The following is a 13,716-nucleotide window of genomic DNA, read 5'->3' on the forward strand; positions in this document are numbered from 1 at the left end:
ACTTTTGGCACGCTGTTGAGTTCTCAAGGAACGGACGCTTCCTTTGTACTCACCCACAGAACATTCTCTGGGGCTTTCCTCCGGGCGCTTCCCTTCGGTATTTCGTGTTTCCAACCTTACCAGATCTTTTTTCCGTTCCGTTCCCGGTTCGGATTTCAATTCCGGTGGCCGTTGGAGGGCCTTGCCTTTCGGCGTGTTCACTACGTTAGCGGATTTCCCTGGTAACTCATAATCGAGCTTCGCGGATTCGAATTTCGGCATGAGGGCATGCGAAACAGGACCCCGCTGAAGGGAAGTCGTAGGTAGTGGTTGGCCGCTTCCGGCTGCTGGCTGAATGCCGTACCCGGGTCAAGCGGCTCGGGCTACATTACGGAACCACCAACGCCGCGTCAAGTTCTGGGGCGTCGAGGTGTATGGGCCCGATAAGGGCTCACCGTAGGGTCGTTGGCCGTCCAGAAGCGCCACGGGTGCACGCTTCCCTCGCCGCCGACTCCCGTGCGCGGACCGTTCCTGACCTGGTCGGGGTCTATAGGAGTGCCGGTGAGGACGTTCAGGGGCGCGCCGGGGCCCGCGCAGACGTCGGTGCCGTCGAGGCGTCGGTCCACGTCGAGGGCGGTGGCCAGGCGGGCGGGGCCTTTGGCCAGTTCCTTGTCGTTGCGGGCCGAGAGTCGACGTACCCGAGCGAGTTCCGCGCCCTCGGTGATCTCGCCGGCCCGCAGCAGGACTCCGCTCGCCATCCCCTCCGGACCGCACACCAGGTTGAGGCAGTGCCACATGCCGTAGGTGAAGTAGACGTACGCGTGCCCGGGCGGGCCGAACATCACGCCGTTGCGGGCCGTGCGGCCGCGATAGGCGTGGGAGCCGGGGTCCACCTCCCCCGCGTAGGCCTCGACCTCCGTGAGGCGCAGCTCGATCGGGCCGTCCGGGGTCTCGCGCACCAGGACGCGGCCGAGCAGGTCGGGCGCCACCTCCAGGACGGGGCGGTCGAAGAAGTCTCGGGGCAGGGGCGTACGGTCGGGGGCCGCGATCATGCCGTAGGAGCGTAGTGCACCGAACGTGTACGGGTTTGGCGTGGAGGGTGGCCCTGGAGCCGTCGCGCAGGAAGGGTGTGGCGCGAGGCACCGGTGCGGAACCGCGCGCGGGCCGTTTGCGTTCGTACGTAGTCGAAGGTCGATCGGCGATCAGCAAGGTCGACGATCAGTCGATCCAGTCCACACCACAGGCGGGGCCTGGGGAGGAGAGTCATGGGGTTCAAGAAGCTGCTGGCGAGTCTGGGTGCCGGTGGGGCCTCCGTCGAGACGGTGCTGACCGAGGCCAACGTCGTGCCGGGCGGTGTCGTCCAGGGCGAGGTGCGCATCCAGGGCGGAAACGTCGACCAGCAGATCGAGGCGCTGTCCGTGGGCCTGCAGGCGCGCGTCGAGGTCGAGGGCAACGACCAGGAGGTCAAGCAGGACATCGAGTTCATCAAGCAGCGGCTCGGCGGTGCCTTCGAGCTGAAGGCGAACGCGGTGCACGCGGTGCCGTTCGGGCTTGACATCCCCTGGGAGACGCCCATCACCCACTTCGCCGGGCGGCAGCTGCACGGCATGAACATCGGTGTGACCACGGAGCTGGAGATCGCCCGCGCGGTCGACTCCGGTGACCTGGACCCGGTGAACGTGCACCCGCTGCCGGCGCAGCAGGCGATCCTCGACGCCTTCGGCCAGCTCGGCTTCCGCTTCAAGAGCGCGGACATGGAGCGCGGCCACATCCGGGGCACCCGGCAGAAGCTGCCGTTCTACCAGGAGATCGAGTTCTTCCCGCCGGAGCAGTACCGGGGTCTGAACCAGGTCGAGCTGACCTTCGTCGCGGACGACCGCGAGATGGACGTCGTCCTGGAGATGGACAAGAAGCCGGGTCTGTTCAGCGAGGGCAGCGACTCGTACAAGTCCTTCAAGGTCGGGCTGAACGACTTCCAGGGCACGGACTGGGCGGCGTACCTCAACGAGTGGCTGTCCCACGTCGGCAGCAAGCGCAACTGGTTCTAGGCTCGTCGGCGGCGAGCGATCGCCGTACAAGGAACCGAACCGGAACCGATCAGGAGGTGCCTACGTGACCGAGGTCAAGAGGCCGCCGCTGCCCCATGACTTCCACCCGCCCGTGCCGTCGTTCACGGTCGTGAGCGCGGACTTCGAGCCGGGCGCGGTGCTCAAGGACGCCCAGGTGTACGCGGCCGGGAACACCTCGCCGCACCTGCGGTGGGAGGGCTTCCCGCCGGAGACCAAGAGCTTCGCCGTGACCTGCTTCGACCCGGACGCCCCGACGGGGAGCGGGTTCTGGCACTGGTCGGTGTTCGACATCCCGGCCTCGGTGACGGAGCTGCCCGTCGGCGCCGGCAGCGGCAAGTTCGAAGGCCTCCCTGAGAGCGCGGTGCAGGTGCGCAACGACTACGGGACGAAGGACTTCGGTGGCGCCGCCCCGCCGCCCGGTGACCCGGCGCACCGCTACGTGTTCACCGTGTACGCGGTCGACCAGGAGAAGCTCGGCCCGGACTCGGACGCGTCACCGGCCGTCGTCGGCTTCAACCTGCGGTTCCACACGCTGGCCCGCGCTTCCGTGGTCGCGGAGTACGCGGCGGTCGCCGACAGTTAGTCACGCGACGGTCGCCGATGGTGAATCGCTGCCCGGCGTGAACCGTCCGCGCTCACATCAGCTCAGCGTTCATTGAACGTTTGCCCGCCCCTGGTCTTGGAAGTGATCAGGGGCGGGCATCTTTTATTGCGTTGTCCTACCCGGCGTGCCCGGCCAGAGTTGATCCAAGCCCGCCACGGGGTGGGCCGGTGCACACGGGAGGTGGGCGAGATGCGGGACACGCTGGTGCTGAACGCGAGCTTCGAACCGCTGTCGACGGTGACGCTGAATCGCGCCGTCGTACTGGTGCTGCAGGACAAGGCCGTTGTCGAGCAGGCCCACCCCGCGCTGCGCGTGCGCGCCGCCGCCGTCGAGCTTCCGGTGCCGCGGGTGATCAGGTTGTGCAGGTATGTACGGGTGCCCTTCCGAAGACGGGCTCCGTGGTCGCGGCGCGGAGTCCTGGTGCGGGACCAGCACCGGTGCGCCTACTGCGGCAGACGCGCGACGACCGTGGACCACGTGGTGCCGCGTTCCCAGGGCGGCGCGGACTCGTGGATGAACACGGTGGCGTCGTGCGCGGTGGACAACCACCGCAAGGCCGACCGCACCCCTGAGCAGGCCGGGATGCCGCTGCTCCGGCAGCCCTTCGAGCCGACCCCGGCGGACGCGATGCTGCTCACCCTCGGGCGGGACGGGTACGAGGCCCTGCCGGACTGGCTGGCGCAGCCCGCCGCGTGAGCGGTGCGCCGCTGATGCGTCCCGTGTGTACGACTGTGGTGTGTACGACTGTGGGGCCGCCCTCCTCCGGGAGGGCGGCCCCACAGTCGTACGTCCAGGCAGTCGCTGTCAGTCGATCGGCGGCTGTTCGCGGCGCTCCACGCCGCCGGAGCTCTTCACGGCTCCCCCGCCGCCGGAGCCGCCGCCCGAGAGCGGACCGAAGTTGCCGAGCGCGCCGCCGAGGCCCTTGAGGGCGTCGCCGATCTCGCTGGGCACGATCCAGAGCTTGTTGGCGTCGCCCTCGGCGATCTTCGGGAGCATCTGGAGGTACTGGTAGGAGAGGAGCTTCTGGTCCGGGTCGCCCGCGTGGATGGACTCGAAGACCGTGCGGATCGCCTGGGCCTCGCCCTCGGCGCGCAGGGCCGCGGCGCGTGCCTCACCTTCGGCGCGCAGGATCGCGGACTGCTTCTCGCCCTCGGCGCGCAGGATCTCGGACTGGCGGACACCCTCGGCCTGGAGGATCGCGGCGCGCTTGTCACGGTCGGCGCGCATCTGCTTCTCCATCGAGTCCTGGATGGAGGTGGGCGGCTCGATCGCCTTCAGCTCGACGCGGTTGACGCGGATGCCCCACTTGCCGGTGGCCTCGTCGAGGACTCCGCGCAGGGCCGCGTTGATCTCCTCACGGGAGGTCAGGGTCCGCTCCAGGTCCATGCCACCGATGATGTTGCGCAGGGTGGTGACGGTGAGTTGTTCGATCGCCTGGATGTAGCTGGCGACCTCGTAGGTCGCGGCGCGGGCGTCGGTGACCTGGTAGTAGATGACCGTGTCGATGTTCACGACCAGGTTGTCCTGGGTGATCACCGGCTGGGGCGGGAAGGGGACGACCTGCTCGCGCAGGTCGATGCGGTTGCGGATGGAGTCGATGAACGGGACGACGATGTTCAGGCCCGCGTTCAGGGTGCGGGTGTAGCGGCCGAAGCGCTCCACGATGGCGGCGCTGGCCTGCGGGATGACCTGGATCGTCTTGATCAGGGCGATGAAGACCAGCACCACCAGAATGATCAGGACGATGATGATTGGTTCCATCGTGGTTCCCCGTGCCCTTCTTGCTTCGGTGTTCGCGGATTGCCGCGGTGTTCGCGGATTGCTGCGGGTCCCGGAAGATCTTGGGATCTCGCCGGTCGAGTCTGTCAGAACGGCGCGCGGCCCGTGGGCCGTTCGGATCACCTGCCGTCAGGAGCCGTCACTTCAACGGCAGTTGGGACCCGGAGTCGGCGCCCCGACCGCGCGCAGCTGACCCATGGTCAGATGACCACGGCCGTCGCTCCGTCGATCTCGACCACGTCCACCTCCTGGCCCGCCTCGAAGCTCTGCTCGGTGTCGAGCGGCCGCGCCGACCAGATCTCCCCCGCCAGCTTGATGCGCCCGCCGGAGGCGTCGACGCGCTCCATGACGACGGCCGATCTGCCCTTCAACGCCTCGACCCCGCTGACGAGTTCGGGCCGCTGGGAGCGGTGCCGGGCGGCGATCGGGCGTACCACCGCGATGAGCGCGACCGACACGACGGCGAAGACCACGGCCTGCAGGGCCACTCCGCCGCCTAGGCCCGCGGTCACGGCGGCGGCGACCGCCCCGACGGCGAGCATGCCGAACTCCGGCATCGCGGTTATTACCAGCGGGATTCCGAGGGCGACCGCGCCGATCAGCCACCACACCCATGCGTCCATGTCCACATGGTCATGGTAGGACCGCGGGTCCCTCCACCGACAGGGCGTGCGCGATCAGCTGAGCGGCAGGCCCTGGGCCGACCAGCGGTCGCCGCGCTGCTCGACGACCAGCGGCAGGCCGAAGCAGAGGGAGAGGTTGCGCGAGGTGAGCTCGAGCTCCAGCGGTCCCGCGGCCATGACCTTGCCCTGGCGGATCATCAGGACGTGCGTGAAGCCCGGGGCGATCTCCTCGACGTGGTGCGTGACCATGATCATGGAGGGGGCGATGGGGTCGCGGGCGAGCCGGCCGAGGCGGCGGACAAGGTCCTCGCGGCCGCCGAGGTCGAGGCCCGCGGCGGGCTCGTCGAGGAGCAGCAGCTCGGGGTCGGTCATCAGGGCGCGGGCGATCAGCGTGCGCTTGCGCTCGCCCTCGGAGAGGGTGCCGAAGCGACGGTCCAGGTACTCGCTCATGCCGAGGCGGTCGAGGAAGGCGCGGGCGCGCTGCTCGTCGATGTCCTCGTAGTCCTCGTGCCACCCGGCGGTCATGCCGTACGCCGCGGTGAGGACCGTCTGCAGGACGGTCTGGCCCTTGGGGAGCTTGTCGGCCATGGCGATGCCGGCCATGCCGATGCGCGGGCGCAGCTCGAAGACGTCGACCTTGCCGAGCCGCTCGCCGAGGATGGTGGCGGTGCCCTTGCTCGGGAAGAGGTAGCTGGACGCGACATTGAGGAGGGTGGTCTTGCCGGCGCCGTTCGGGCCGAGGATGACCCAGCGCTCCCCCTCCTTGACCGACCAGGAGACCTGGTCCACCAGAGCCCGGCCCTCTCGGACCACGGATGCGTCCTTAAGCTCCAGTACATCGCTCATGAGCGCGTTGTCTCCCATTGCAGTCTCGGTGTCGCTCGCGTGTGCCCGCGTCTGTGGACGCGGCCCCCGGATAAAACCTACGCCACCGGCCGACCGTTCCCGTGCCGAGCCCGGTCCTTAGGCTGTGTGCATGCTCTCGGAACCACGTTCAGGACGCTTGGCCGCATGGGGGAACGCCCTTTTGGCCGGACTTGTTTCACCCGATGACGCGGTGCACGCGATCGTGGGCGACGACGCGGTGCACCGGGTCGACGGCCTGCCCGGCGAGTCGGCTCCGGTCGGCTGGACGCTCGCGCTCGGCCGGTTGCGCGCGCTCGGCGTGACCGGGTTCCGGGTGGCGCTGCCCGCGCCGGGCCATCCGCTCGGCCTGAGCGGGCCGCCCGCCTTCAACGAGCGTGCTCTGGAGGCCGAGGAGGCGGTGGTCGCGACGGGCGCTCCGTACGGCTTGGTGCCGGAGGTGACCGAGGCGGGGCCCGGGGGTGCCGCGGATGCCGCGGACGTCCATGTGGAGGTCGTGTGGCACTGCCTGCCGGTGCGGGAGGCGCCGCCCGCGGACGTGCCGTCGCTGGGTGAGGCGGAGCGGGAGCTGGCGGACGCGCTGCGGGAGGCCACGGAGGTCCTCGCGCGGCTTGACGTGGCGGCTTCGGGGCCGGTCGCGGAGGCCGCGATCGACGCGTACCGGGCGCGGGCGGAGCGGGGGCGCGAGGCGCTCGCCCCGGGGTATCCGCCGCGTGCGGTGCGGGTGTTGGAGCTGGCGCAGCGGGTCGGGCTGCTGATCTCGGTGGCGTACGAGAACGGGCACGGCGGGGCGGTGAGCGCGTCGCAGATGGGGGCGCGGGCGGAGGCGCTGCGGCCGGTGGAGCGGGTGGCACGGCGGGCGCAGGTGGCCGCGTACAACGCTTACGTCGAGGAGCGGGAGCGGGGCGAGGGGCGGTAGGCCCTGCCGGGGGCCGGTGTGCCGGAGGGCCCCGCGGACCGGGTGGTCCGCGGGGCCCTCTGCCCGTGGGGCGGGGTGTGCCCGGCCCCGGGGGCGGCTAGCCCAGGGGGCTCGGTGTCACTTGTTGACCGTCTCGTTGGCGAAGGCCGGGTTCAGGATGCCGACCACGTTCACGCTGTTGCCGGAGGCGTTCACCGGGACGTGCACCGGCACCTGGACCAGGTTGCCGGAGCCGACGCCCGGGGACTTGGTGGTGGCGCCGTTGGCGTCGGCACCGGAGGTGGCGACGGCGGCTCCGGCGGAGGCGCCCGCGGCGATACCGGCGACGGCGACGGCCAGGGCGGCCTTCTTGGCGATGTTCATGGGTGTGTTCCTTCTGATGACGGGGTGACCCCGGCTGCGGGGTCAGGGGGTGTGCGTCGTGGCAGCGGGGGTGCCGGGGATCCGGTGGAGTCCGGGGGTCCCGGGGACGCGGAGGGCGCCTGGACGACGGCGGAGGGCGAGAACGCGACCGGCCCTGCGTGCGGGGTGCGTGCGGGGCCGGTCGGCCGCGGCGGCGGTCACGTGACCGCCGGATCGCGCGGGTGCGATCAGATGTTCTCGCAGACGTTCCCGAACGTCGGGTTCAGGATGCCGACGACGGAGACGCTGTTGCCGCAGGCGTTCACCGGGACGTGGACCGGGGCCTGGACCAGGTTGCCGGAGCCGACGCCGGGGGAGTTCTTCGCCGCACCGTTGGCGTCGGAGCCACCGTGGGCGGAGGCGATGCCGGCACCGGCGGCGACGAGGCCACCCGCCACCATCGTGACAGCGGCGGCCTTCTTGAGGTTCTTCACTTCTTGGATCCTCCTGAGCGGAAGCTGCGGCCAGCCGCCGCAGCACGCACTGGAGAACGCCGGGGCGCCGATCGGGATGCGCCGAACGGGGGACATCCACACGACGGTATGAATCTCAGCCCGGAACGCGACGATCCGTGCTGACTCGGCGCGCGCCGCGAGGACCTGCGGGGATCAGCCCCGAGGACCTGCGGGATCAGCCCGCGACACCGTGGCGCACGGCCCACAGGGCGGCCTGGGTGCGGTCGGCGAGGTCCAGCTTCATGAGGATGTTCGAGACATGTGTCTTGACGGTCTTCTCGGACAGGACGAGCGCGCGGGCGATCTCGCGGTTCGAGCGGCCGTCCGCGATCAGGCCGAGCACCTCCCGCTCCCGCTCGGTGAGGGAGCCGCCCCTGCCCTGCGAGCTGTTCGCCTCCTCCTGGGACAGCAGGGCGCCCGCCACCTCCGGCTGGAGCAGCACATGCCCCGCGTGCACGGAGCGGATGGCTCCGGCGAGGGCGTCGGGGTCCACGTCCTTGTACACATAGCCCGCCGCGCCCGCGCGCAGGGCCGGGACGACCGTGCGCTGCTCGGTGAAGCTCGTGACGATCAGCACGCGCGCGGGGTTGTCCAGCTCGCGCAGCTTCCGGAGCGCCTCGACGCCGTCCATGCCGGGCATCTTGACGTCCATCAGGACGACGTCCGGTTTCAGCTCCTGTGCGGCCGCGACGCCCTCGGCGCCGTCGGAGGCCTCGCCGACGACCTCGATGTCCTCCTGGATCTCCAGGAACGTGCGCAGGCCGCGGCGGACGACCTGGTGGTCGTCGACCAGCAGCACCCGGATCCCTGCCTTCGAATTGAGCGCGGCGTCAGCCACCGGGGACCTCCATCTCGATCGTCGTGCCCTTGCCGGGCTCCGACTCCACGGTCAGCCGTCCGCCGACCCCGCCCGCCCGGTCCCGCATGGAGACCAGGCCCAAGTGCCGCCCGGCGCGCCGGATGGCTCGCGGGTCGAACCCCTTGCCGTCGTCCGTGATCCGCAGCACCGCGCCGGGGCCGCGTTTCTCCAGGGCGACGGCGACGTGCTCCGCCTCCGCGTGCCGCAGGGCGTTGTGCAGGGCCTCCTGGGCGACCCGGAGCATGGCCTCCTCCTGGGAGGCGGGCAGGGCGCGCACGCCGCCGCTCTCGAAGGTGACGGTGGCGGAGTGGGCGCGGTCAAGGACCTGGATGTGGGTCCGCAGGGTCGCCACCAGGCCGTCCTCGTCGAGGGCGGCGGGGCGCAGCTCCACGACGGCGGCGCGCAGCTCGTCGGCGGCCTCCGCGGCGAGTTGGGCGACCTGCTGGAGCTCGCCCTTCGCGCGCGTGGGGTCGCGGTCCACCAGGGCGGCCGCGGCCTGGGCGGTCAGGCGCAGGGAGAAGAGCTTCTGGCTGACGGCGTCGTGCAGCTCGTGGGCGAGGCGGGAGCGCTCCTCGGCGATGGTCAGCTCGCGGCTGCGTTCGTAGAGCCTGGCGTTGGTCAGGGCGATGGCGGCGTGCTGGGCGAGGATCGAGAGGAGTTCCTCGTCGTCCGCGTCGAAGCCGCAGCCGCCTGTGGGCTTGGCGCATTTCTTGTTCGCCAGGAACAGGGCGCCGAGGGTCTCGTCGCCGTACCGGATGGGCAGGCCGAGGAAGTCGGACATGTCCGGGTGGGCGGACGGCCAGCCCTCGAAGCGGGGGTCCTCGCGCACGTCCGCGAGGCGCTCGGGCTCGGCCTTGCAGAGCATCGCGGCGAGGATGCCGTGCTGGCGCGGGAGCGGGCCGATGGCCTTCCACTGCTCGTCGCTGACGCCGTCGACGACGAACTGGGCGAAGCCGCCGTGGTCGTCGGGGACCCCCAGCGCCGCGTACTCGGCGTCGAGCAGCTCGCGGGCGGAGGCGACGATCGTCTTGAGGACGTCGCGCACCTCCAGCTGGCTGCTCATCGCGAGCAGGGCCGAGCTGACCGCGTACAGCCCGGATCGGGGTCCTTGACTCATGGGTCAACCGTACCGGCGGGGTGTGACAGTGCGTATCCGACCTGTGGCGGCCGGGCTCTAGGACCTGGGCCCTAGGCCCTGCGGCCGGTGGGCCCCCGAGCTGCGGGATCCGGGCGGAGGCGTTATTACACGCGCGGGCGGGCGGGCACGCGAGAGGTATCGGGAGGTATACGGAGGGCCGGGGCCGTGCGGGGAGACCCGGGCGGTACGTCCCCTCTGCCTGTGGCATGAGGGCCGCGGCGCGAACGTCCTACCCGCGGAGGAGTTTGCTCACTGACTGCATTGCTCTCGCAACTGATGGTGAGACTGTTACGCGCCCGATGTGAGCCCGCGCATAGGACGCACATCACGTACGAAGCCCCCTAGTGGACGCCCAGGCCCCGTAAAGGAGGGCTAAGTGCGGACATTGAGGCCGTCGGCGGACCCCCTGATCCACTATCGGGCTTCGTACGTCACTCCTTTGCCACAGAATTTTGCGCCCGCTAAGAATTGCTCCCGTCGCTCGGCGCCGCGGTCCTCGCACCGCGGCGTTTTGCCGGAAGCAACCTGTCCCCACCGGTTCAGAGCGGCCTCCCGATTTACGAAGAGGTCCACCTGCCATGTCCCAGCACGCCCCCTCTGGTCATAGTCGCTCCACGCTGACCAAGAACCAGAAGTTCTCGATCGCCGGTGTCGCCACCCTCGGTGCCGCCGCCCTCGCCTTCTCGATCGTGCCGGGCAGCTCCGACGACGCCCGGACCGCGCAGACCGAGGCCCTCGGCGCCCGCTCCGCCGCCTGGGCCGCGCCGGCCGACGCCCACGCGAGCGTCAGCAAGCAGCAGGCCAACGCCAGCAAGCGGGCCAAGGACGCCGCCGCGAAGGCCGCGGCCGACAAGAAGGCGGCCGACGAGGCCGCGGCGAAGAAGAAGGCCGAGGACGAGCGCAAGGTCAAGCAGGCCGCGAGCCGCTCCGCCGCCCGCAAGCCCGTCTACGCCAACAACCTCGACGGCTGGATCCGCCAGTCCCTGGACATCATGAAGTCCAAGGGCATCCCCGGCTCGTACGAGGGCCTGCACCGCAACATCATGCGGGAGTCCACGGGCAACCCGAACGCCAAGAACGGCTGGGACATCAACGCCCAGAACGGCACCCCGTCGATCGGCCTGCTCCAGGTCATCCAGCCGACGTTCAACGCGTACCACGTGGACGGCACCTCCACGAACATCTACGACCCGGTCGCCAACATCACGGCCGCGGCCAACTACGCCGCCGACCGCTACGGCTCGATCGACAACGTGAACGGCGCCTACTGAGTCGTACCCCCCGGACCTCTTCAGCCGAGGCTCACAGACGCCGAAGGGCGGCACCCCGTGCGGGGTGCCGCCCTTCTTCGCGTCCGGCTCGCGCCGGGAGCGACTACTTGCGCATGACCTCCGGCTCGTGGCGGCGCAGGAAGCGGGCCACGAGGAAGCCGCAGAACGCGCCGAGGGCGAGCAGGGCGGCCATGTCCATCATGTAGGCGCCCGCCTCGTGGTCCCACAGCGGGTCGGTGGCGCCCGGGTCGTCCGGGTTGGGGCTGATCCTGTTGAAGTCCAGCGTGGCGCCGGAGGCCGCGACCGCCCAGCGCGACGGCATCAGGAACGAGAACTGATTGACGCCGACCGTGCCGTGCAGGATGAACAGACAGCCGGTGAACACGACCTGGATGATCGCGAACATGACCAGCAGCGGCATGGTCTTCTCCGCGGTCTTCACCAGGGCGGAGATGATCAGGCCGAACATCATCGAGGTGAAGCCGAGGGCCATGATCGGCAGGGAGAGCTCAAGGAGCACCTGACTGCCGAGCACCAGGCCCTCCTTCGGGATCTCACGGGTGGAGAAGCCGATCACGCCGACGAGCCCGCCCTGGAGCACGGTGATCGCGCCGAGGACGATGACCTTGGACATCAGGTACGCGGACCGGGACAGACCGGTCGCGCGCTCCCGTTCGTAGATCACCCGTTCCTTGATCAGCTCACGGACCGAGTTGGCGGCGCCCGCGAAACAGGCGCCGACCGCGAGGATCAACAGGACCGTGGTGGCCGTGCCGTTCGGGATGATCTTGCCGGTTCTCGGGTTCACCACCGGCAGCAGGCCCTTGTCCGGGTCGATGAGCAGGCTCACCGCGCCGAGCACCGCGGGCAGGATCACCATCAGCGCCAGGAAGCCCCGGTCGGAGGCGATCACCGACACATAGCGGCGGATCAGGGTGAGCAGCTGCGAGCCCCAGCCCTGCGGCTTGGGCGGCGCGATCGCCTGCGGCGGCGGCATGTGCACGGACTGCGCGGCGACGGCGTCGATGTCCGCGGCGTACATCTGGTAGTGCTGCGAGCCCTTCCAGCGGCCCGCCCAGTCGTAGTCGCGGTAGTTCTCGAAGGCGGAGAAGACGTCGGCCCAGGTGCTGTAGCCGAAGAAGTTCAGGGCCTCTTCGGGCGGGCCGAAGTACGCCACCGAGCCGCCCGGCGCCATCACCAGGAGCTTGTCGCAGATGGCCAGCTCGGCCACCGAGTGCGTGACGACGAGGACCGTGCGGCCGTCGTCGGCGAGGCCGCGCAGGAGCTGCATGACGTCGCGGTCCATGCCCGGGTCGAGGCCGGAGGTCGGCTCGTCCAGGAAGATCAGCGACGGCTTGGTGAGCAGCTCCAGGGCCACCGACACGCGCTTGCGCTGGCCACCGGAGAGGGAGGTGACCTTCTTCTCCTTGTGGATGTCCAGCTTCAGCTCGCGCAGCACCTCGTCTATGCGCTGCGCGCGCTCCTGCTCGCTGGTGTCGGCGGGGAAGCGGAGCTTCGCCGCGTACTTCAGCGCCTTCTTGACGGTCAGCTCCTTGTGCAGGATGTCGTCCTGCGGGACCAGACCGATGCGCTGGCGCAGCTCGGCGAACTGCTTGTACAGGTTCCGGTTGTCGTAGAGGACGTCGCCCTCGTTGGCGGGCCGGTAGCCGGTGAGCGCCTTGAGGAGGGTCGACTTGCCGGAGCCCGAGGGGCCGATGACCGCGATGAGCGACTTCTCCGGGACGCCGAAGGAGACGTCCTTGAGGATCTGCTTGCCGCCGTCGACCGTGACGGTCAGGTGGCGCGCGGAGAAGGAGACGTCACCGGTGTCGACGAACTCCTCGAGGCGGTCGCCGACGACGCGGAACGTCGAGTGGCCGACGCCGACGATGTCGTTCGGGCCGATGAGGACCGTGGACGACTTCGCGATCGGCATGCCGTTGACGTACGTGCCGTTGTGCGAGCCGAGGTCGCGCAGCTCGAAGCGGCCGTCGGGCGTCGACGTGAACTCCGCGTGGTGCCGTGACACCTGGAGGTCGGAGACCACCAGCTCGTTCTCCAGGGCACGACCGATGGTCATCTTTCGGCCAAGCGAGAACTGGTGGTACGTCGTCGGGCTGCGGTCGCCGTAGACCGGTGGGGCCCCCGCCGCACCGCCGGATCCCACGCCCGCGCCCGGGCCCTGCTGCTGCGGCACCTGCTGCGGTGCCTGGTGCTGCGCCTGCTGGTGCTGCGCCGGTGCCTGGCCCTGCTGCTGCCAGGCCTGTTGCTGCGGCATCTGCTGCTGCGGCTGCTGCTGGGGCGCCTGATACTGCTGCGGCGCCTGGTGCTGCGGCTGCTGCTGCCCGGCCCAGCCCGGCGCCTCCTGCTGCCCCGGCTGGCCGGCGGCGTGCTGCGGCGGCGCGTACTGCCCCTGCTGCTGCGCGCCCGGCGCCGACACCGCGGCGGCGGCGCCCGCGGCGCCACCGGAGAGGATCAGCTGCGGACCGTCCGTCGCGTTGCCCAGATGGACGGCCGAGCCAGGACCGATCTCCATCTGATGGATCCGCTGCCCCTGCACGAAGGTGCCGTTGGTGGAGCCGTGGTCCTCAATGACCCAACTGCGGCCGCCCCAGCTGATCGTCGCGTGCCGCCAGGAGACCCTGGCGTCGTCCAGCGCGATGTCACCCTGTGGATCGCGTCCAAGGGTGTACGGCCTGGACGAATCGAGCGTCCAGGTCCTGCCATTCAATTCCAGTACGAGTTCCGGCACTC

The 13,716-nt window shown here is 70.1% G+C and carries 15 protein-coding genes; 5 read left to right on the top strand and 10 right to left on the bottom strand.

Annotated features, from left to right (window positions below):
• The coding region (locus tag OO63_RS46375) for a hypothetical protein (protein ID WP_211271474.1) at nt 1–261 on the bottom strand (261 nt) is incomplete at its 3' end.
• Nucleotides 262–389: 128 nt separating this feature from the next.
• Complete coding sequence (locus tag OO63_RS24100) at nt 390–1,031, bottom strand: DNA-3-methyladenine glycosylase (RefSeq protein ID WP_030361394.1); 642 nt, start codon at nt 1,029–1,031, stop codon at nt 390–392.
• Nucleotides 1,032–1,244: 213 nt separating this feature from the next.
• Here OO63_RS24100 and OO63_RS24105 point away from each other — a divergent pair, with 213 nt between their 5' ends.
• The 3 genes from OO63_RS24105 to OO63_RS24115 all read left to right on the top strand — a co-directional run bounded on the left by OO63_RS24105 (nt 1,245) and on the right by OO63_RS24115 (nt 3,348).
• Nucleotides 1,245–2,027, top strand: coding sequence for a sporulation protein (locus OO63_RS24105; protein WP_030361393.1), 783 nt, complete (start codon nt 1,245–1,247; stop codon nt 2,025–2,027).
• 64 nt (nt 2,028–2,091) lie between these two features.
• Nucleotides 2,092–2,631 carry a YbhB/YbcL family Raf kinase inhibitor-like protein gene (locus tag OO63_RS24110; RefSeq protein ID WP_030361392.1) on the top strand — a complete coding sequence of 180 codons (540 nt, stop codon included), beginning with the start codon at nt 2,092–2,094 and terminating at the stop codon, nt 2,629–2,631.
• Nucleotides 2,632–2,841: 210 nt separating this feature from the next.
• Nucleotides 2,842–3,348, top strand: coding sequence for an HNH endonuclease (locus OO63_RS24115; protein ID WP_030361391.1), 507 nt, complete (start codon nt 2,842–2,844; stop codon nt 3,346–3,348).
• A 108-nt stretch (nt 3,349–3,456) separates the two neighbouring features.
• Here OO63_RS24115 and OO63_RS24120 read toward each other — a convergent pair whose 3' ends face one another.
• The 3 genes from OO63_RS24120 to OO63_RS24130 form a co-directional block, all read right to left on the bottom strand.
• Nucleotides 3,457–4,413 (bottom strand): SPFH domain-containing protein, encoded by a 957-nt coding sequence (locus tag OO63_RS24120; protein WP_030361390.1) that lies wholly within the window; start codon nt 4,411–4,413, stop codon nt 3,457–3,459.
• A gap of 218 nt (nt 4,414–4,631) precedes the next feature.
• On the bottom strand, nt 4,632–5,054 hold the full coding sequence (locus tag OO63_RS24125; protein ID WP_033264411.1) for an NfeD family protein: 423 nt from the start codon (nt 5,052–5,054) through the stop codon (nt 4,632–4,634).
• A 54-nt stretch (nt 5,055–5,108) separates the two neighbouring features.
• The gene (locus OO63_RS24130) at nt 5,109–5,900 is read right to left on the bottom strand and encodes an ABC transporter ATP-binding protein (RefSeq protein ID WP_030361388.1); all 792 of its coding nucleotides are present in this window, start codon (nt 5,898–5,900) and stop codon (nt 5,109–5,111) included.
• A 130-nt stretch (nt 5,901–6,030) separates the two neighbouring features.
• On the opposite strand from OO63_RS24130, the gene OO63_RS24135 reads away from it, so the two are divergent.
• Entirely contained in the window at nt 6,031–6,837 is an 807-nt protein-coding gene (locus OO63_RS24135) for a hypothetical protein (protein WP_078619329.1), read from the top strand.
• A gap of 117 nt (nt 6,838–6,954) precedes the next feature.
• Here OO63_RS24135 and OO63_RS24140 read toward each other — a convergent pair whose 3' ends face one another.
• The 4 genes from OO63_RS24140 to OO63_RS24155 form a co-directional block, all read right to left on the bottom strand.
• Nucleotides 6,955–7,200 carry a chaplin gene (locus OO63_RS24140; RefSeq protein WP_030361386.1) on the bottom strand — a complete coding sequence of 82 codons (246 nt, stop codon included), beginning with the start codon at nt 7,198–7,200 and terminating at the stop codon, nt 6,955–6,957.
• Between the two features lie 227 nt (nt 7,201–7,427).
• A complete protein-coding gene (locus tag OO63_RS24145) occupies nt 7,428–7,673 on the bottom strand; it encodes a chaplin (protein ID WP_030361385.1) in 246 nt (81 codons plus the stop codon).
• Nucleotides 7,674–7,869: 196 nt separating this feature from the next.
• Nucleotides 7,870–8,532 carry a response regulator gene (locus tag OO63_RS24150; RefSeq protein ID WP_234311340.1) on the bottom strand — a complete coding sequence of 221 codons (663 nt, stop codon included), beginning with the start codon at nt 8,530–8,532 and terminating at the stop codon, nt 7,870–7,872.
• The gene (locus OO63_RS24155) at nt 8,525–9,670 is read right to left on the bottom strand and encodes a GAF domain-containing sensor histidine kinase (protein ID WP_030361383.1); all 1,146 of its coding nucleotides are present in this window, start codon (nt 9,668–9,670) and stop codon (nt 8,525–8,527) included. Before OO63_RS24155 ends, OO63_RS24150 begins: the two co-directional genes overlap by 8 nt.
• A gap of 599 nt (nt 9,671–10,269) precedes the next feature.
• On the opposite strand from OO63_RS24155, the gene OO63_RS24160 reads away from it, so the two are divergent.
• The gene (locus tag OO63_RS24160; RefSeq protein WP_030361382.1) at nt 10,270–10,962 is read left to right on the top strand and encodes a transglycosylase SLT domain-containing protein; all 693 of its coding nucleotides are present in this window, start codon (nt 10,270–10,272) and stop codon (nt 10,960–10,962) included.
• A 103-nt stretch (nt 10,963–11,065) separates the two neighbouring features.
• Here OO63_RS24160 and OO63_RS24165 read toward each other — a convergent pair whose 3' ends face one another.
• Nucleotides 11,066–13,714 (bottom strand): ABC transporter ATP-binding protein/permease, encoded by a 2,649-nt coding sequence (locus OO63_RS24165; RefSeq protein WP_030361381.1) that lies wholly within the window; start codon nt 13,712–13,714, stop codon nt 11,066–11,068.
• Nucleotides 13,715–13,716 lie beyond the last annotated feature (2 nt).

The sequence above is a fragment of the Streptomyces alboflavus genome, from assembly GCF_000716675.1.
Classification (GTDB): domain Bacteria; phylum Actinomycetota; class Actinomycetes; order Streptomycetales; family Streptomycetaceae; genus Streptomyces; species Streptomyces alboflavus.

What these genes read in the sequence shown, in the direction of transcription:
- OO63_RS24100 (WP_030361394.1), bottom strand. Translation starts at nt 1,031, where the DNA reads ATGATCGCGGCCCCCGACCGTACGCCCCTGCCCCGAGACTTCTTCGAC.
- OO63_RS24105 (WP_030361393.1), top strand. Translation starts at nt 1,245, where the DNA reads ATGGGGTTCAAGAAGCTGCTGGCGAGTCTGGGTGCCGGTGGGGCCTCC.
- OO63_RS24115 (WP_030361391.1), top strand. Translation starts at nt 2,842, where the DNA reads ATGCGGGACACGCTGGTGCTGAACGCGAGCTTCGAACCGCTGTCGACG.
- OO63_RS24120 (WP_030361390.1), bottom strand. Translation starts at nt 4,413, where the DNA reads ATGGAACCAATCATCATCGTCCTGATCATTCTGGTGGTGCTGGTCTTC.
- OO63_RS24125 (WP_033264411.1), bottom strand. Translation starts at nt 5,054, where the DNA reads ATGGACGCATGGGTGTGGTGGCTGATCGGCGCGGTCGCCCTCGGAATC.
- OO63_RS24130 (WP_030361388.1), bottom strand. Translation starts at nt 5,900, where the DNA reads ATGAGCGATGTACTGGAGCTTAAGGACGCATCCGTGGTCCGAGAGGGC.
- OO63_RS24135 (WP_078619329.1), top strand. Translation starts at nt 6,031, where the DNA reads ATGCTCTCGGAACCACGTTCAGGACGCTTGGCCGCATGGGGGAACGCC.
- OO63_RS24140 (WP_030361386.1), bottom strand. Translation starts at nt 7,200, where the DNA reads ATGAACATCGCCAAGAAGGCCGCCCTGGCCGTCGCCGTCGCCGGTATC.
- OO63_RS24155 (WP_030361383.1), bottom strand. Translation starts at nt 9,670, where the DNA reads ATGAGTCAAGGACCCCGATCCGGGCTGTACGCGGTCAGCTCGGCCCTG.
- OO63_RS24160 (WP_030361382.1), top strand. Translation starts at nt 10,270, where the DNA reads ATGTCCCAGCACGCCCCCTCTGGTCATAGTCGCTCCACGCTGACCAAG.